The sequence below is a fragment of the Nonomuraea sp. LPB2021202275-12-8 genome, from assembly GCF_037044575.1.
Classification (GTDB): Bacteria; Actinomycetota; Actinomycetes; order Streptosporangiales; family Streptosporangiaceae; genus Nonomuraea.
This window is the reverse complement of sequence record NZ_JBAHWD010000014.1, coordinates 40,553-58,009: the sequence shown is the minus strand read 5'-3', so window position 1 is coordinate 58,009 and position 17,457 is coordinate 40,553. Positions and strand designations below refer to the sequence as shown.

At 69.5% G+C, this 17,457-nt stretch carries 17 protein-coding genes, 1 tRNA gene and 2 pseudogenes; 13 read left to right on the top strand and 7 right to left on the bottom strand.

Going from position 1 to position 17,457, the window contains the following annotated elements; translation table 11 throughout:
* Positions 1–136 precede the first annotated feature (136 nt).
* Positions 137–901, top strand: coding sequence for a GNAT family N-acetyltransferase (locus V5E28_RS25000; RefSeq protein WP_336209611.1), 765 nt, complete (start codon positions 137–139; stop codon positions 899–901).
* 103 nt (positions 902–1,004) lie between these two features.
* On the opposite strand, the gene V5E28_RS24995 is transcribed toward V5E28_RS25000, so the two are convergent.
* From V5E28_RS24995 to V5E28_RS24985, 3 genes are read right to left on the bottom strand one after another with little or no spacing between them, the layout of a single operon-like run.
* Entirely contained in the window at positions 1,005–1,391 is a 387-nt protein-coding gene (locus V5E28_RS24995; protein ID WP_336209610.1) for a VOC family protein, read from the bottom strand.
* Positions 1,388–1,726: an ArsR/SmtB family transcription factor gene (locus V5E28_RS24990; RefSeq protein WP_442945863.1), complete on the bottom strand. Its 339-nt coding sequence runs from the start codon at positions 1,724–1,726 to the stop codon at positions 1,388–1,390. The genes V5E28_RS24995 and V5E28_RS24990 overlap by 4 nt, the downstream gene beginning before the upstream one ends.
* Positions 1,727–1,760: 34 nt before the next feature.
* Entirely contained in the window at positions 1,761–2,120 is a 360-nt protein-coding gene (locus V5E28_RS24985; RefSeq protein ID WP_336209607.1) for a sensor histidine kinase, read from the bottom strand.
* A gap of 223 nt (positions 2,121–2,343) precedes the next feature.
* Here V5E28_RS24985 and V5E28_RS24980 point away from each other — a divergent pair, with 223 nt between their 5' ends.
* Both V5E28_RS24980 and V5E28_RS24975 read left to right on the top strand, forming a co-directional pair.
* A complete protein-coding gene (locus V5E28_RS24980) occupies positions 2,344–2,475 on the top strand; it encodes a hypothetical protein (RefSeq protein ID WP_336209606.1) in 132 nt (43 codons plus the stop codon).
* 55 nt (positions 2,476–2,530) lie between these two features.
* Positions 2,531–2,854, top strand: a complete 324-nt coding sequence (locus tag V5E28_RS24975) for a hypothetical protein (RefSeq protein ID WP_336209605.1) — start codon at positions 2,531–2,533, stop codon at positions 2,852–2,854.
* Positions 2,855–2,914: 60 nt separating this feature from the next.
* Here V5E28_RS24975 and V5E28_RS24970 read toward each other — a convergent pair whose 3' ends face one another.
* Positions 2,915–4,096 (bottom strand): serine/threonine-protein kinase, encoded by a 1,182-nt coding sequence (locus tag V5E28_RS24970; RefSeq protein ID WP_336209604.1) that lies wholly within the window; start codon positions 4,094–4,096, stop codon positions 2,915–2,917.
* A gap of 77 nt (positions 4,097–4,173) precedes the next feature.
* Here V5E28_RS24970 and V5E28_RS24965 point away from each other — a divergent pair, with 77 nt between their 5' ends.
* The 8 genes and pseudogenes from V5E28_RS24965 (at position 4,174) to V5E28_RS24930 (ending at position 14,577) form a co-directional block, all read left to right on the top strand.
* On the top strand, positions 4,174–5,631 hold the full coding sequence (locus V5E28_RS24965) for a 4Fe-4S binding protein (protein ID WP_336209603.1): 1,458 nt from the start codon (positions 4,174–4,176) through the stop codon (positions 5,629–5,631).
* Positions 5,628–6,311: an NADH-quinone oxidoreductase subunit J family protein gene (locus tag V5E28_RS24960; RefSeq protein ID WP_336209602.1), complete on the top strand. Its 684-nt coding sequence runs from the start codon at positions 5,628–5,630 to the stop codon at positions 6,309–6,311. The genes V5E28_RS24965 and V5E28_RS24960 overlap by 4 nt, the downstream gene beginning before the upstream one ends.
* Positions 6,311–6,643: pseudogene (gene nuoK, locus V5E28_RS24955) on the top strand (NADH-quinone oxidoreductase subunit NuoK); the annotation flags it as partial. The gene V5E28_RS24960 and the pseudogene nuoK, both read left to right, overlap by 1 nt.
* A 269-nt stretch (positions 6,644–6,912) precedes the next feature.
* On the top strand, positions 6,913–8,865 hold the full coding sequence (locus V5E28_RS24950; protein ID WP_336209600.1) for an NADH-quinone oxidoreductase subunit 5 family protein: 1,953 nt from the start codon (positions 6,913–6,915) through the stop codon (positions 8,863–8,865).
* Positions 8,862–10,583, top strand: a complete 1,722-nt coding sequence (locus V5E28_RS24945; RefSeq protein ID WP_336209598.1) for a complex I subunit 4 family protein — start codon at positions 8,862–8,864, stop codon at positions 10,581–10,583. The genes V5E28_RS24950 and V5E28_RS24945 overlap by 4 nt, the downstream gene beginning before the upstream one ends.
* The gene (locus V5E28_RS24940; protein WP_336209596.1) at positions 10,580–12,121 is read left to right on the top strand and encodes an NADH-quinone oxidoreductase subunit N; all 1,542 of its coding nucleotides are present in this window, start codon (positions 10,580–10,582) and stop codon (positions 12,119–12,121) included. Before V5E28_RS24945 ends, V5E28_RS24940 begins: the two co-directional genes overlap by 4 nt.
* Before the next feature lie 81 nt (positions 12,122–12,202).
* A complete protein-coding gene (gene htpX, locus V5E28_RS24935) occupies positions 12,203–13,054 on the top strand; it encodes a zinc metalloprotease HtpX (protein ID WP_336209594.1) in 852 nt (283 codons plus the stop codon).
* Positions 13,055–13,086: 32 nt separating this feature from the next.
* Positions 13,087–14,577: a hypothetical protein gene (locus tag V5E28_RS24930; RefSeq protein WP_336209593.1), complete on the top strand. Its 1,491-nt coding sequence runs from the start codon at positions 13,087–13,089 to the stop codon at positions 14,575–14,577.
* Here V5E28_RS24930 and V5E28_RS24925 read toward each other — a convergent pair.
* Together V5E28_RS24925 and V5E28_RS49605 are read right to left on the bottom strand one after the other, a co-directional pair.
* Positions 14,561–14,713: a hypothetical protein gene (locus V5E28_RS24925; protein WP_336209592.1), complete on the bottom strand. Its 153-nt coding sequence runs from the start codon at positions 14,711–14,713 to the stop codon at positions 14,561–14,563. The two genes, V5E28_RS24930 and V5E28_RS24925, sit on opposite strands and share 17 nt — an antisense overlap.
* 89 nt (positions 14,714–14,802) lie before the next feature.
* Positions 14,803–15,015 (bottom strand): annotated as a pseudogene (locus V5E28_RS49605) (NUDIX domain-containing protein); the annotation flags it as partial.
* Positions 15,016–15,072: 57 nt separating this feature from the next.
* Between V5E28_RS49605 and V5E28_RS24920 the strand changes: the two are divergent.
* Complete coding sequence (locus V5E28_RS24920; RefSeq protein ID WP_336209591.1) at positions 15,073–15,813, top strand: hypothetical protein; 741 nt, start codon at positions 15,073–15,075, stop codon at positions 15,811–15,813.
* Positions 15,814–16,118: 305 nt separating this feature from the next.
* Here V5E28_RS24920 and V5E28_RS24915 read toward each other — a convergent pair whose 3' ends face one another.
* The gene (locus tag V5E28_RS24915) at positions 16,119–16,619 is read right to left on the bottom strand and encodes a YajQ family cyclic di-GMP-binding protein (RefSeq protein ID WP_336209589.1); all 501 of its coding nucleotides are present in this window, start codon (positions 16,617–16,619) and stop codon (positions 16,119–16,121) included.
* Between the two features lie 517 nt (positions 16,620–17,136).
* On the opposite strand from V5E28_RS24915, the gene V5E28_RS24910 reads away from it, so the two are divergent.
* A tRNA-Tyr gene (locus V5E28_RS24910) sits at positions 17,137–17,218 on the top strand.
* Positions 17,219–17,457: the final 239 nt, after the last annotated feature.

Below are 17,457 nucleotides of genomic sequence, written 5' to 3'. Positions count from 1 at the left end.
GCCTTCCTGCGGATGATGCACGGCAAGATGCTCGTCAAGCTCTACCCGGCCGGTCAGCCGGATGCTCGTCGTGCGCCTGATCGCCGACTCGGAATTCCTGTTGCGAGGCCCGTTCCCGCGATGCTGAGGTGTGCGCATGGATCGCGAAGCGGTGCTCGAGACGTTCGACCGTCAACTCCGCTCCGGTGCGCAGCCCGATGGCGCCAGTGACCGGGTCGAGCGGGCGGGCGGGGTGGTCCGGCACATCGGCGACGGCTGGGCCGGCATCCTCTGGTCGGACCTCGACGACACCACGGCGGAGGCGGCGATCGCCGAGCAGGTGCGCTACTTCACGGACCTGGGCCGCGAGTTCGAATGGAAGCTGTACGCCCACGACCGGCCGGCCGACCTCGCCGACCGGCTGGCGGCGGCCGGCTTCGTGCCCGAGCCGATGGAGACGCTCATGGTCGCCCAGGTCTCCGACCTGCCCACGGGCATCGACCTCCCCGAGTCCGTCCACCTGCGCCCGGTGACCGCACCCGCCGACGTGGACCTCATGATGGACGTCCACGACCAGGCCTTCGGCACCGACTCCGGCAGCCTGAGAAGCGGTCTGCTCACCCAACTCGCCACCGGCCGCCTCGTCGCCGTCCTGGCGATGGCCGGGGACACCCCGGTCAGCGCCGCCCGGATGGAACTGCACCCCGGCACCGAGTTCGCCAGCCTCTGGAGTGGCGGCACCGTGAAGGCCTGGCGCGGAAAGGGCATCTACCGGGCCCTGGTCGCCTACCGCACCCGCATCGCCGCCGAACGCGGTCACCGCTACCTCCAGGTGGACGCCTCCGACGACAGCCGTCCCATCCTCCAGCGCCTCGGCTTCCTCCCCCTCACGACGACCACCCCGTACGTGTACACACCCTGAATGCCATCCCGCCGGGGCCGTCATGCCGTCAGGGTGATCCCGGCCGGACTGTGTCGCAGGCTTGTGTCTTCGATCTTGCCGCTGCCGGCCACAGGAGCAGGTCCTACGTGTGGTGCACGATCTGGATCAGGTTGCCGCAGGTGTCGTCCAGCACCGCGGTGGTGACCGGGCCCATTTCCAGCGGCTCCTGGGTGAAGAGCACCCCGAGCTCGCGCAGCCGGCCGAACTCCGCATGTACGTCGTCCACGGCGAAGGCGGTGGCCGGGATGCCGTCCTCGACCAGCGCCGCCTTGTACGGCTTCACCGCTGGATGGCCGTCGGGCTCCAGCAGGAGTTCGGTCCCGTCGGGATCGTCCGGCGAGACGACGGTCAGCCACCGGTCCTCGCCCAGCGGGACCTCGGTCTTCTTCACGAAGCCCAGCACGTCGGTATAGAAACGCAGGGCCTTGTCCTGATCGTCGACGAAGACGCTGGACAGGTGGATCCTCATGGGGTGCCCTTCGGTGTATCGGGCCTGAGCCACCGGGTCACGATGTGCTCAAGGGGTTCGGTATTCAGATCGTGGAACTTGTATCGGCCCTGGCGCCGTGAATGGACCAGACCGGCGGATTCCAGCACGGCCAGGTGCTGGCTGATCGCCTGGCGGGACAGCCCCAGGCCGTGCTTGGCCACCAGCCGTGCGCAAATCTCGAATAGGGTCTGGCCGTCCCGTTCCGCCAGCTCATCGAGGATGCGCCGGCGGGTGGGGTCGGCCAGTGCCTTGAAGACATCTTCCGCCACAGCCCCACAATAGGCAAGTGGTGACTTGCCTATCAAGTCGGGCATCCGCGCCGTACCTGATGGAAGAGACAGGCTCTGGTCAGGACACCAGGACGACGGTCACCTCGAGCCCGCCTTCTGGCAGCGGCCGGACCTCCAGAAGGCCGTGATGCGCCTTGACGATGGCGGCGACGATCGACAAGCCGAGTCCCAGCCCGTCGCCCGTGGCCTTCCTGCCCGTTTCCAGGCGCTGGAACGGCTGCATGAGCGTGTGGACCCGGTCGGGCGGGATCACCGGACCGCTGTTGGCGACGCTGAGCACAGCCCGGCCGGACAGCGTGGCGGTCGACACCTTGATCCAGCCGCCGGGCGCATTGTGCCTCCGAGCGTTGTCCAGCAGGTTCGTCACCAGCCGTTCGATCAGATCGCGGTCGCCGGACGCGAGCGCCGGGTCAAGCACGGCCTCGATCCGAACCCACCCCCCTTCGCCGTGCCCCTCGACCGGGCCCCTGCTTCGCGCCTCGCCCCGACTCTCGCCCCGACTCTCGCTCCGCCCTTCGCTCCGCCTCTCGACGGTGCTTTCGTCTTGCCTTTCGCCCCTGCCCTCGTCCCGGTTGTGGGGGCTGGTTGAGCGCCTGCGAGGTGATCGCGGCCAGGTCGACGGGCTGTCTCCGGTCCAGTCCTTGCTGGCTGTGGGCCAGGACGAGCAGGGCCTCGATGAGCCGCTCCTGGTCCTTCCCGGCGGCCAGCAGGCGGCGCAACACGCCGCGCAGAGACTCGGCATCGGGGTAACCGCCGTCGTTCCCGCCTCGTAACCGCCTTCCACGTTCTCTGATCCCACCACTCGGCTACAGCGATGGAGGAACCATCATGTTCGGCCCGACAATCAGAAGAGCGGTCCTGCTCGCCGCCGCCCTGGCCGCGGTCATGGGGTGGGCGGCAGCCCCGTCCGCGCCGTTCGCCGGGGACGCCAAGGAGTTCACCGCCTGTATGCGATCGCACGCGCTGCCCGACTTCCCCGAGGTCACCGTCTCCGGCGATGGCCTCGTCAACCTCACGATCAAGGGTGACCGCGTCGACGTGCTCTCCAAGAAGTACGGGGCGGCGGTGAAGGCATGCGAGTCACTGCTGCCGAGTGTCGGCGGGTTGCCGGGTGCACCCGAGGCGCCACCCGCCCCTTCACTCCCGTTCTGAAGCGGTCGCGACCCGGCGTCCGCTCACCGCCATGCTTCGGGGGAGCCGGCGAGCGCCGGGTCAGTGGACGATGGCCAGCATCACGTCAGAGGCAGCGGGCCGGCTCTCGGGCCGTTTGGACAGGCAGGCGCCGACTACCCCGCGAAGAGGTCGCGGCAATGGCGATAAATCCGGATGGAACGTGAGCACCCGGTTGAAGATCGCAGGCACGCTGTCCTCTCCGAACGCGGGCCGTCCCGTGGCCGCGAACATCATCGTGACCGCCCAGCTGAACACATCGGACGGAGGTCCGACCGGCTCGCCGGACAACTGCTCGGGCGACATGTACGGCGGCGTGCCGACCATCTTGCCCGCCGTCACCGTCACCTGATCGAGAGCCCGGGCGATGCCGAAGTCGATGACCCGCGGGCCGTCGTGACCGATCAGCACGTTGCTCGGCTTGAAGTCGCGATGGACGATCCCCGCCTTGTGGATAGCCGCCAGCGCCCCGGCCGTGGACAGCGCCAGCCGGGTCAGGCTGTCCTCGTCACGCGGCCCGTGATTGCGCACCAACTGCTCAAGTGAGGGACCTTCCACATACTCGCTGACGATGTACGCGTACTGTCCCGTGATGCTCACGTCGAGCACGCGGGCTGTGGAAAACGTCGCCACCCGCCGCGCCGTGTCGACTTCCCTGGCGAACCTGGCTCGCGCGGCCTCGTCGACCAGGTCGTGCAGCACCTTCACGGCCACCCGGACCCCGTTGGGCGCCATGGCGAGGTAGACCGCCCCCTGGCCGCCGCGCCCCAGCAGCTGGAGCACCCGGTAGTGCCCGATCCATTCGGGTTCGCCGGGCCGTCGCTGGTAGGAGGGTGCGGTGGTGCGCTGATGAACATTGGACAGGTGCTGCGACTGGTGGGGGGTCGGCGTGACGGACCGCGCCCTGGCCATCGTGGGCACCAGGATGCCCGAGTGGATCACGCCGCCGATCCACGCGATCACGAAGGTGAAGGAGACGATCGTGCCCAAGGGCTCCGGAATGTCGTCGACGTTGTCGTAGGCCATGATCGCGATCAGGAACGAGCCCATGCAGACGCCATAGACGCACGCGGCGACGAACTGCCACACGCTCCTCAGCCAGAACGCCGCGAACCCGATCGTGAACGGGGTCGCCAAACCGCACGAAATCAGGGAAAGGGCCGCCCACACGACGGAGGCGGCCCATGCCCCGCCGCTGACGCGGCCCGGATGGCGGTACGACATGGCGAGAGACTATCGCTCTGTACTTGCACATATCGGGCGAGGCGCTTTCCTGTGGATAACTACCCGCCAACCTGTGGATGACTGTGGAAACCTGGGGACAACGCGCTTGCTCATTCACCTGGGCTCTCAAGTGCGCCATGATGTTGAACATGGGACGGATACCCGGCGTAGGGCTGGCAAAGGGGCTTAGCATCACCCTTCGCCACATGCTGCGCAAATCCGTCACCCAGCAGTACCCCGAGGTCAAGCCCGCTCTCCCGCCACGCAGTCGCGGGGTGATCGCCCTGGTCGAGGAGAACTGCACCTCTTGCATGCTCTGTGCCCGGGAATGTCCTGACTGGTGCATCTACATTGATTCGCACAAGGAGACCCTCCCGGCGCCCGAGGGGGGCCGTCCCCGTCAGCGCAACGTCCTCGACCGGTTCGCCATCGACTTCGCCCTGTGCATGTATTGCGGGATCTGCATCGAGGTGTGCCCGTTCGACGCGCTCTTCTGGTCGCCCGAGTTCGAGTACGCCGAAGGCGATATCCGCAACCTCCTCCACGAAAAGGACAAGCTGGCGGGCTGGGTCGAGACGGTTCCGCCGCCACCGCCCCACGATCCCGGGGCCGAGCCCCCCAAAGAACTGACGGCGGCCCCCCGCCGCCCCGCCCGCTCCGCCGACGCACCCCCCGCCCGCGCGACCCGCGCCGCGGGCAAAGCAGCTGCTCCCGGTACGGACACCGCGCCGGACCCGGGGGCGGAGCCCGATACGTCACCCCGAACCGGCACGGCGAAGCCGGATCCGGCCGCTGAGGCCGCCACCTCCCAGGTCGAGCCCCAGGACGGCGTACGGGCACCCGAGGCCGAGTCTCCGGAATCCCAGGCCCAGCAAGAGGCGCCGGAGCAGCAGTCCGCGGGTGCCGGAGCCCCGCCGGCTGAGCCGGAAGAACGCGGCGGCCGCAGTCGCAGACCCATGGGCAACGTGCGGGGGATCCGCCCGCCAGGGACCCTCCCATCCAGCGGATCTGAAGGCAGGCCGGAGCCGCCTTCATCCACAGGACACGAGACCGGGGCCGCCATGCCCACGAGCTCGGACCACGAGACCATGGACGCGGGGCCGACGGAACGGCCGTCCCCGGCACGGCCGGACGCCGAGCCGTCCCCGGAGCAGCGAGACGCCGACGGACCGTCCCCAGGGCAGCGCGACCCCGGTGAGTCATCCCCGGCGGGGCGGGACCCCGGTGAGTCGCCCCAAGCGGGGCCGGACCCCGGCGAGTCCACAGCACGGCCGGACCTTGACGAGTCGTCCCCGGCGCGCCCGGGTGACGACGAATCGCCCACGACGCCACCTGGCGGCGAGGCGTCATCCACAGGCCGGTCGTCTGAGGAAGAGTTGTCCACAGGCTCGCAGGAACCGCGACCGGAACCCGGGCCGGAGGGGCAGACTTCTGGCGCGAGTCCGCGTAGGCGCAAGATGGCCGATCCTCGATCCATCCGCCCGCCCGGGCGGCTCGGCCCTGATGAGCCAAGGGAGCCTGAGGAGGAGTCGTGACCGAGGTGGTGCCCTCCTACCTGTCACCCACCGGGCAAGAGATCGTTTTCTTGCTGCTGGGAGCGGTGGCGGTCGGATCAGCGCTGCTCGTCGTCACGACCAGGCAGCTCGTCCACGCCGCCCTCTGGCTCGTGGTCACCTTCGGCGCGCTGGCAGGCTGTTATCTGGTTCTGACCGCCGAGTTCGTGGCGTGGGTCCAGGTCCTCATCTATGTGGGCGCCGTGGTCGTCCTGCTGCTGTTCGGCATCATGCTCACGCGCGCGCCCATCGGCCGCTCCACCGACCTGGACAGCGGCAACAAGGTGGCCGCGGCCGTGGTGGCACTCGCGACGGCGGCCATCCTGGTCACGGTGGTGATCGACGGCTTCCGCATGGCCTACACCCCTCTGACCCCCGGCCAAGGCGGTGCGAAGGAGCTCGGCGGCAGCATCTTCAGCACCTGGGTGCTGCCGTTCGAGGCGCTCTCGGTGCTCCTGCTGGCCGCCCTGATCGGCGCCATCGTGCTGTCCCGCACGGACATAACCGGCGCGGGCGACGGCCGGTCCGGTACGACCCCGCGCGGTGGCCTGCCCGGCGGGGACCAGGCCGGTGGTGGTCCGGCTCGTCCGGACACGTCTGACGGTCCAGCGCCCAGTGACATGCCCGGGAGTTCGCCACCCGATCAGACCGGGGGGCATTAGTGCACATCGTCTACCCGGCCGTCGTCTCCGCGCTCCTGTTCTCCATCGGCGTCTACGGCGTGCTCGCCCGGCGCAACACGATCCTCGTGCTGATGTCCGTCGAGCTGATGCTCAACGCCGTCAACCTCAATCTGGTCGCGTTCGACGTGTGGCTCGGCGACCGCCTGCACAGCGGCCAGGTCCTGACCCTGTTCGTCATCGTCATCGCGGCGGCCGAAGTGGGTGTCGGCCTGGCCATCGTGCTGGCTCTCTACCGCAACCGCAGGACAGTCGACCTCGACCTCCTGCGCGACCTGGCAGAGCCCGCGGATGGCACCGACCCGTCCGCCGCGACGGGTGACCCTCCCCGGTCGCAGCACCTGACCGACCCCACCGCCGCCCCGATCAGCGCGACCAACAACCAGCCGCACCCCGCAGTGCACCCCACCCAGCACGAGCACGCGTCGCCCGCCCCCCGAAACCATGGGGACGAGCCGACGCAGGGCGCTCAAGAGGGCGAGCCGCCACATGACAACCGCGGCGACCAGCCGGCCCAAGGCGCTCACAGGGACGCGCCGGACGGCCACGGGGACGGCCGTTCGGCCAAGCGAGGAGGCACGCGATGACGACCTTCCCGTTGCTGGCCGTACTCCTGCCCTTCGTGGCGGCCTTCGCCGGTCTCCTGCTGTCCCGTTGGCCCCGCGTACGCACCCCCCAGGCCACGGCGGATCCCCGCGTCCCACCTCGAAACCCGGTCACCGTCTCCACAGCCACCTCACCGGACGCGAGGGCCAACCGCCGGGCCGCCTGGATCGCGGTCGTGCCGACGGCCGGCGCCGCTGTGCTGGCCTGCTGGCTCGCCTGGGGGCAGGGCTTCGCCTTCCTCGAAGGCGGCGCGCGGTCGGTGCCCGTGGGCGACACCTTCGGCACCATCGTCACCGGCGGCGCCCCGATCTCGCTCACGCTCCAGGCCGACGACCTCTCGGCGCTCATCGGCGTGCTGGTGACGCTCGTGGCGCTGGCCGTGCAGGTCTATTCGATCGGCTATCTGAAAGACGACCCCCGCTACCCCTCCTACAGCGCCTTCATCAGCCTGTTCACCAGCGCCATGCTGCTGGTGGTCTACGCCGGTGACCTCCTGGTCCTCTACGTGGGCTGGGAGATCATGGGTCTGTGCTCCTACCTGCTCATCGGTCACTGGTGGGAGGATCGCGGCAATTCGCGCGCCGCGGTCAAGGCGTTCCTGGTGACCCGGCTGGGTGACGTCGGCTTCCTGTTCGGCATCTTCGTGCTCGGCGGCGCGGCGGGCAGTTTCCGCATCGCCGACGTGCTGGCGAGGGTGCCAGAGATGTCGTCGGGCACGCTGGTCGCCGCCACGATGCTGCTGCTCGCGGGGGTCGCGGGCAAGAGCGCCCAGGTGCCGCTGCACACCTGGCTGCCTGACGCGATGGCGGGCCCGACGCCGATCAGCGCGCTCATCCACGCCGCCACCATGGTCGCCGCGGGCATCTTCCTCGTCGCCAGGCTCTTCCCCGCCTTCGCCGCGGCCCGGCCGACGCTCGACGTGCTGGCGGTCCTGGCCGCGCTGGGCATGCTCGGCGCCGCGCTGGCCGCGCTGGCGCAGGACGACCTGAAACGCGTGCTGGCGTACTCAACGGTCAGCCAGCTCGCCTACATGGCCGGAGGCCTCGCCGCCGGGTCCGACACCGCCGCGATCTTCCATCTGATCACCCACGGCGCGTTCAAGGCACTGCTGTTCCTCTGCGCGGGCGTCGTGATCCATCACGTCGGCTCCAACCTGATGAGTCAGATGGGCGGGCTGCGGCGCGAGATGCCGGTCACGTTCGTCGCGACGACGGTCGGCTTCGCCGCGCTCATGGGCCTGCCTCCAGCCAGCGGCTTCTTCAGCAAGGACGCCCTGTTGCTGGCCATGGAGGGAGCGTTGGCGGGCGGCCTCACCGACGCCGCCGCCCTGCTCCTGTACGGTTGCGCGCTCGCGACCGTGGCCATCACCGGCGCGTACGCCACAAGAGCATGGCTGCGCACCTTCTTCGGGCAGGCGGGGACCGTCGCGCTCCCCGAGCCCGAGCCCGGCACTGCGCACGTCATCGACCCCCGCGAGGCGCCGCCGACGATGCTCGTGCCCGTCGTGCTCCTCGCGGTCCCCGCCCTGCTGCTCGGCTTCGCCGGCGGCCTGCACCTCGACGTGCCGGTGGCGTCCATCAGCGTCGCCCTCGCGCTGCTCGGCGCCGGTGTCGTCTACGCCTACTGGCGCAGCGACCCCGTCGCCGACCCGGCCCGCCTGCTCGGGCCGCTGCGGCTGCCGTGCGAGCGGGCGTTCTACGTCGACAGCCTGTACGCCGCCGTCTTCGTACGCCCGGTCGTGGCGCTGGCCAGGCTGGTCGTCAGGACGGACGACACGGTCGTGGACGGCGCGGTGCGCGGGTCCGGACGGTCGGCGCGCGGACTGTCGGGGCTGCTGCGGCTCGCGCAGAACGGCAACGTCCAGCTCTACGTGAGCGGCCTGCTGGCCGGTGTCCTTCTGATCGCGGTGGGGGCGGTGATGTTCACATGACGGGCTGGCTTCCCATCGCGCTGCTCGCCGTGCCACTGCTGGGAGCCTTCCTGTTGCTGGTGGTCCCGGCGGCGCTGCGCCCGGTGCTGCCCGGCTACGGGCTGGCGGTATCCGGCGTGACGCTGGCGCTGGCCGCCGTGCTGCTGGCGACGTTCGACTACGGCCAGACGGCGCGCCCCCAGTCCACCGTCGACCTGCAGTGGATCCCCGGGCTCGACCTGCGCTTCCACCTGGGCGTCGACGGGATCTCGCTCCCGTTGATCGTGTTGACGGCGCTGCTGACGTTCCTCTGCTTCGCCTACCTGAGCTGGGGTGACGCCCGCCGGCCCGGCCAGCTCCTGCACCCCGGCCCTGAAGGGGCCAGGCCCAGGGCGCTGGTGTTCACGCTGCTGGTGCTCGAAGTCGGCATGATCGGCACGTTCCTCGCGCTCGACCTGCTGCTGTTCTTCGTGTTCTTCGAGATCGTGCTCGTGCCGATGTACTTCCTGATCGCCATCTGGGGTGGCGAGGGGCGCCGGGCCGCGGCGGTCAAGTTCATCCTCTACACGCTGCTCGGCTCGGTCGTGATGCTGCTCGGCCTGCTGCTCATCTGGGCACAGACCGGCACCCTCGACATCGTCGCGCTCGGCCAGGCGCACGGCGCGGGGATGTCCCGGGCGGTGCAGGTGCTGGCGTTCGTGGCGGTGGGGCTCGGGCTGGCGGTCAAGACCCCGATGTGGCCGCTGCACACCTGGCTGCCCGACGCGCACACGCAGGCCCCCACGGTCGGCTCGGTGCTGCTGGCCGGGGTGCTGCTGAAGATGGGCACCTACGGCTTCGCCAGGATCGCGATCCCGATCCTGCCCGAGGGCGCCGCGGCGGTCGCGCCGTGGCTCGGCGCCCTCGCCGTGGTCGGCATCATCTACGGCTCCCTGGCCTGCCTGGCGCAGCGCGACCTTAAACGCATGATCGCCTACTCGTCGGTCGGCCACATGGGCTTCGTGCTGCTGGGCTTCGCCACACTGACGACGGTGGGGATCAACGGCGCCCTGTTCGCCAACGTCGCCCACGGCCTGATCACCGGCCTGCTGTTCTTCCTCGCAGGATCGATCAAGGAGCGCTATCACACGGCCGACATCCCCTCGCTCGGCGGTGGCATGCTGGCCAAGCTCCCGCACCTCGGCGCGGTCCTGACGTTCGCCTCCATCGCCTCGCTCGGCCTGCCGGGGCTGGCCGGGTTCTGGGGAGAGATGCTGGCGCTGCTCGGCGCCTTCCAGCCGGCCGAGATCCTGCCCCGCGCGCTGTTCCTCACCTTCATGGCCATCGGCGGTCTCGGCGCCGTCCTGACGGCGGCGTACTTCCTGGTCATGCTGTCCCGAGTCACCCACGGCGTCCCGGCCGTGCCGGTGGCGACCCGCGCGGAGCCCCCCGATCACCTTCCGGCGGCAGGACCCGGCGAACACGCCGCCGCGGGCGCCGAGCCCGGTGACCGCACCGTCATCGCCACGCTTCGTCTGCCCGGCGATGCCGCCACCTGGGAGACCCTCGACGAGCGCCCGGTCGACCCCATCGGCGAAGACCATCTGACGGCCGAGCCCGAGGCACTCGACATCCAGCGGTACGAGCTGGTCGCGTGGGTGCCGCTGATCGTGCTCATCCTGCTCTTCGGGCTCTGGCCCAAGCTCCTGCTCTCGCTCACCACACCGGCCGTGCAGTCTCTGCTGGGAGCCCTGTCATGATCCAGCAGATCGACTACTTCGCGATCGCGCCCCCGTTGACTCTGGCGCTGTTCGCCGGGCTCGTGCTGCTGCTCGACGCGTTCCTGCCCGCCCGCCGCGGGGTGAAGCCGGCGCTGGGGATCGTGACGCTCGGGGGTGTGCTGGTCGCGCTGGGGTTCGTCGTGGCCCAGGCAGTCGCGGGCGCCGAGACGCTGTCCACCTTCTGCGTCCCAGCCTCTCTCGCCGAAGCCGGCGCCGCCGAGCAGTGCTCGTTCGTGGTCGACCGGTTCACGCTCGTCCTGGCGGGGCTCGTGCTGGTGGCGGCCGTGGTGATCGTGCTGATGTCGATGACCGAGCTGGCCGAGGGCGACATCCCGGTGGGAGAGTGGCACTTCCTGCTGCTGTGCACGCTGACGGGCGCGGTGACGCTGCCCGCCTCGCGAGATCTGATCATGCTGGTGGTGGCGCTCGAGCTCGTCTCGCTCCCGGTCTTCGCGCTCACCGCGATGAAACGCTACGACGGCCGCTCCTCGGAGGCCGCGGTCAAGCTGTTCCTGGTGTCGGTCGTCTCCACGGCCGTCATGCTGTTCGGGGTCTCGCTGCTGTACGGCATCGCCGGGACCGTCCACCTGTCGCGGCTGTCGGCCGTCGTCAGCGGCGAGCTCCCGGCGCCCGGCTGGCCGCAGGCAGCTACGTCCATCATGGACGCCGGTCACGGCCTGCCGGGTATCGTCACGGTCGGGATCGTGCTGGTCGTGGCCGGCTTCGCCTTCAAGATCGCAGCGGTCCCGTTCCACGCCTGGGCGGCGGACGTCTACCAGGGCGCGCCCATCCCCGTGGCCGCCCTGCTGTCGGTGATCTCGAAGGCCGCCGGATTCGCGGGGCTCATCCTCGTCCTGGTCGTCGCCCTGCCGGGGCAGTCGTCCACCTGGATACCCATCGTCGCGATCATCTCGGCGCTCACCATGACGGCGGGCAATCTGCTGGCCATGCGCCAGCGCTCGGCCGTACGCCTGCTCGCCTGGTCATCGGTCGCCCAGTCGGGCTACATCCTGGCCCCGCTCGCGGTGGCGTTCGGCGCGGAATCCGCCTCCGGTGCGGTCGGGGCGTCCGTCGCCTACCTGGTGATCTACGCCGCCATGAACCTGGGGGCGTTCGCCGTGGTCATGCTCGTGTCGCGGACCGCCGCGCGCAACGAACTGGACGACTACCGGGGTCTGGCGTTCCGGAGTCCGGTGGCCGCGCTGGCGCTGGCGTTCTGCCTGATCTGCCTGGCCGGCCTCCCACCCGGGCTGGCCGGGCTGTTCGCCAAGGTCGTAGTCTTCAGGGAGATCGTCGAGGGCGAGGCCGGATGGCTGGCGGTGGTCATGGCCGTCAACACCGTGATCGGGCTCTACTACTACGTCGCCTGGACCGCGCGGCTCTTCACCCCGGTACGAGCGGCGGTCCCGGCCGTGCGCCGAGCCTTTCCCGCCGTGTGGGGGGCCGTGGGTGTCGCGCTGGTGGTTGCGGTCCTGTTCTCCGTCGCCCCGCAGCTGGTGCTGGATCTGACGTCCTAGAGGCGGCCGAGCACCGCGGGGAACGCTGAGGCAGGTCATCGTCGTTGTACTGGGTGAACCCGGACCTTGAAGGGGGGAACCTTGCACCACAACGGTCTGCGCACCGCGGTCCTGCTGGGGAGCCTGTCTGCGCTGATCCTCGCGGCGGGCGCGTGGCTGGGCGGCAGCACCGGTCTGCAGATCGCGTTCGTGCTCGCCCTCGTGAGCAACGGCGTCGCCTACTTCTTCTCGGACCGGATCGCGCTGTCGGCCATGCGCGCCAGGCAGGTCAGCGAGGTGGAGCAGCCCACCCTCTACCGGATCGTGCGTGAGCTCTCCACCGAGGCGCGCCAGCCGATGCCGCGGCTCTACATTTCGCCCACCGTCCAGCCGAACGCCTTCGCCACCGGCCGCAGCCCGCGCAAGGCGGCCGTCTGCGTGACGTACGGCCTGACCCAGTTGCTCGACGAGGCCGAGCTGCGCGGCGTGATCGGGCACGAGCTGTCCCACGTCTACAACCGCGACATCCTGGTCTCGTCCGTGGCCGGAGCGCTGGCCACGATGATCACCTGGGTGAGTTACGTGGCGGTCTTCTTCGGCGGCTCGGACGACGACGAGGGACCCGGTTTCCTGGGCGCGCTGCTCATGATGCTGCTCGGCCCGGTGGCGGCGGGGATGATCCAGATGGCGATCTCCCGCACCCGGGAGTTCCAGGCCGACGAGGCGGGCGCCAGGCTGACGGGCGACCCGCTCGCGCTCGCCTCCGCGCTACGCAAGATCGAGATGGGCGCCCGCAGGCTGCCGCTGCCGGAGAACAGCCGCCTGACCTCCGCCTCGCACATGATGATCGCGAACCCGTTCAGCGGCTCCGGCCTCGGCCGCCTCTTCTCCACCCACCCACCCACCTCCGAGCGCGTGGCCAGGCTTGAGCGCATGGCAGGCTACCGCCGCTGATCCGGGCCCGGAATGTGCGCAAGAATCAGGGCATGGGGCGATCTCCGCGGCTGAGCGAGGCCGAACGGCGGGTGTGGAACGCGTTCCCGACGGGTGAGTTCGTCACATTTGCCCCCGTGCAGGTGGGCGCGGGCAGCCCGGCAGGTGCGAACGCCCCGGTGGACGGGGATTCGTGGGGTCCCGAGCGCACGGTCAGGGCCCAGGTCATCGCGTCGCTGCTGCTCGGCGCCCGCGAGGCGGGCACCGGGGCGGTCCCGGCGGTACGGCTGGTCGGCGCCAGGATCACCGGCCCGCTCCAGATCCTCGGTGGCGCCGTCGAGCACGAACTCGTGCTCAGCGGCTGCCATCTGGACGAACCCATCCAGCTCACCGGCTCCACGACCCGGACCCTGCGCCTGACGGACTGCCGCTTACCCGGGCTGAACGCCGGTGGCATGCGGGTCGCCGGTCACCTCAGCCTGTCGGGCTCGTACGTGACGGGCCCGGTGCGGGTAGGGCGTGCCCAGTTCGAGAGCGGCCTCTGGCTCGCCGGCACGAAGGTGGAGCCCGCCGAGGACGAGCAGGCGTTCTTCGGCGACGCCATGGTGGTGGACGCGGGGACGTACATGCGTAACGCGGACTTCACCGGCGGCCTGCGCATGGTCGGCGCGCGGCTGAACGGCGGGTTCTCGCTGGAAGGCGCCAAGCTCCGCAACCTCGGCGGCGACGCGCTGTTCGCCGACGGCATGGTCGTCGAGGACGCGATGCGGTGCACCGGCGACTTCCTCGCACTGGGCTGTGTGCGGCTGCGCGGCTCCCGGATCAACGGCCTGTTCTCCCTCAAAGGCATCATCCGCAGCCCGGACACGCCGTACGCGCTGCACGCCAGTCACATGGAGGTACGCGAGCTCTACCTCAAGCCGGCCGAGCCGATCGACGGCGTGGTGACGCTCGCCCACTCCACCGTGAACACCCTGGAGGACGACCCCGCCACCTGGCCGGACAAGCTGCGCCTGAACGGCCTGTCGTACGACCGGCTGCGCGGCAGCGGCGTCAGCCGCAGGATCGAATGGGTGAGCCGCGACCCGGAGGGCTTCAGGCCACAGCCGTACGAGCAACTGGCCGCCTGGCTTCTGCGGGACGGCAACGACGTGCTCGCCCGCCGAACCCAGCTCGCCAAGCTCCGCGCCAGACCCCAGCGGGGCGGATTCGGCGGCCGGCTGTGGGGACGCCTGCTGGACATCACCGTCGGCTACGGCTACAGGCCGTGGCTGGCCGCGATCTGGTTCGCGACGCTGCTCTCGATCGGGACCGTGGTGTTCGGCCTGAATCCGCCCCGCCCCCTCAAACCCGACGAGAGCCCAGGTTTCGACTCCTTCGCCTACACCTTCGACCTGCTGCTGCCGCTGTCCACCTTCGGGCAACGGGAAATGTTCGACCCGGCGGGCTGGACGCAGGGACTGGCGTACGCACTGATCATCTCGGGCTGGCTGCTCGCCACGGCCCTCATCGCGGGCATCACCCGAGTCATCCGCCCGTCGTGATCCTGCGGAGGATCACCGCAAGATCCTCCGGAAAAATGGTCTCCTCGGCGGCCTCGAGCTCCTCGGCACTCCACCAGCGATGTCCGAGCGTGGTCTCCTTCTCGATCTGCTCCATGTGCTCGAAGGTGACGTCCACCTCGCCCACCCGGATCGCGAAAAGGTCTGATCCTGCGTGATGACGTACTGCGCGAAGCGGAACTCGATCGTGCTCGTCCCGTACGGCCCCGTGAAGTCCTCAGCCGTCGCGCGGATGCCGACCTCTTCGAACATCTCGCGAGCGGCTGCCCGCTGGAGCGTCTCGCCCTCCTCCACACCGCCGCCGATGGTGGTCCAGAACGGCTCGTCGGGACGCGCGGGGTCGAACCCGTTGAGCAGGAGCACTCGGCCTCGATCGTCGATGGGCAGCGCACGTGCCGTGAAACGGCGCAGGGGGATCATCGTCACGCGACGAGCCTATGTCGGCCGGAATCTGGCGGTTGGAGCACACTTGGCGTTGTGGACGACGACGAGGGGCGGGAGCGCGCACGGCGCTGGCTGGCGGAGGAAGGCGTCCTCCAGATCGGCGAGGACAGCTGGACCAGCGGTGACGGGCGGTTGACGACCAACGAGGTGGCTCACACCTGGACGCGCGCGGCGCTGGAAGACCCCGACCTCGACCCGGCCGGCCGCCTGCGGCTCGCCCTCGGCTTCCTGGACCTGCTCGACGACTACTGGGTGACGTGTGAGATCCGCTTCGATCTCGTGCCCGCGCTCAACCCGGAGCACGCCAGGCTGCTCTGGGACGCCTACCGCCGGCGATTGGAAGCTCCGGAACCCGCCGAGCCGGTCACCTACTCCCTCTGGGTCGACTGGTTCGAGGACCGTGCCACGGCCGAGGCCGCCTTCGCCGAAGTACTGGGCGACGACGTCGAAGAGTTGCGGGCCCGAGACCGGCTTCACGAGGCGGCCCAAGATCCACTGTGCCGCCGGGTGCGACGAGTCCTGGAAATCTCCGGTCCGGTGCCCTGGCCGGTCAAGCACCCTGTCTTTCAGGCGCTGGCGGGAATCCCCGCACTGCATGCCGCGCTGTTCCAAGGCCTGCGCGCCGGCTGGCATGACGCCTACGGCGACCTCGAACCCCGCTCGGCCCACGCTCTCCTGCGGAGGCTGAAGCTCCCGGAAGACACCGAGGGGCTTGTGCACCTGCGCACGGCCCTCGAAGCAGGTCGCAGCAACCGATACCGGGAGTCTCCCTGACCCGACCCGCGACCGGCGCCGATCGAAAAGCGCTCAAGAAAGACAGCGGACGTTCACGTGGGGTGTTGTTCGGCCTGCCCCGGATCGGCCCCATTGCCTGCAGCACCATTTCGTGAAGCCGTACAGCTCGCCCCCGGTCACTCCACGCCGATGGTCACGCTCAACCCGTATGTGGGGAGTGGCCCGAGGCACAGGAGAAAACGCGTGCCCTCGTGGACAGCGCGCTCGGCCGTGTGCCCCGGATGTGCCCTCGGCGATCTTCCCAGCGATGAAACACCAGCTCAGAGCCCTGGTTCTTGCCGCTGCTAGCGGTAGTTCACGAACTGCAGGGCGATGTCCAGGTCCTTGCCCTTCAACAGGGTGATGACGTCCTGCAGGTCGTCCTTCTTCTTGGAGCTGACCCGAAGCTCCTCGCCCTGGATCTGCGCCTTGATGCCCTTGGGCCCCTCGTCGCGGATGAGCTTGGAGATCTTCTTGGCGTTCTCCTGGTCGATGCCCTCTTTGAGGGTCACCAGCATGCGGTATTCCTTGCCGGACAGCTTCGGCTCGCCGGCGTCGAGGATCTTCAGAGAGAGGCCGCGCTTGACCACCTTCTCCTTGAACACGTCGAGCGCCGCCCCGGCCCGCTCCTCGCTGTTGGCCTTGATCTCGATGTTCTCCTGACCGGACCAGCTGATCGCCGCCCCGGTGCCCTTGAAGTCGAAGCGGTGTCCGATCTCCTTGACCGTCTGGTTGAGGGCGTTGTCTACCTCCTGCCGGTCGATCTTGCTGACGATGTCGAAAGACGAATCGGCCAAAGCGCACATCCTCTCAGCTGCGTAAGCATTATTCGGTGCCCGCCGAACACGGACCCAGCCGATGAGCCTAGCCAGCATCCGGCCGCCTTGCAGGGTCCGCCTCCCTGGCGCTCGCCCGGAAAACTCAATCGCGGCGCCCCCGCCGGAACGGCACGCTGATCGCCAACGTCGGCCAGAACGGCCCGCCCACCTCCCGCGAGGCCGGCGAGGCGACCCTGCGACGCGGTCTCGCCGACCTGGTCTCGTACGGGCGCCCGTCCATCGCCAACCCCGACCTGATCCACCGCTTCACCGTGGGAGCCCCGCTCGCCGAAACCGACGAGAGCCTGCTGTACACACATGGGGCGCGGGGGTATGCCGACTACGCGCCCCTGGTGGCGTGACCCTTGTCCCGACATGGGCGAGCTTGGCCGGGCAGGCGTTTCGGCGGAGCAGGTAAGTGGGATCCGGCGCGGGACAAACCGGTGTCACGTACACCGCAGAAGTCCGCTATCCTTCTGTCTGTCGCCGCGAGAGCGGATGACAAGGCAGGTTGCCCGAGTGGCCAAAGGGAGCGGTCTGTAAAACCGTCGGCTCAGCCTACGCAAGTTCGAACCTTGCACCTGCCACACACAGTTAGCGCAGCTCAGAGGCCCTCCGGGGCCTCTTCTGCGTTTCAGGGGTATGCGGCCATGGGCAGCGCTGAGCGGCTGTTTGTCGCTGGTCACGGGATATACGCGGGATGGATCCGGGTGTGTTTCCCCAGGTGGACAGCCATGATCCGGAATATGCGCGGGATGAGGTGGCCCTGCAACGCCGAAAGGCCCCGGGGGTAGCCGGAGCCCTTCGAGTGGTGCTGTACGTGATC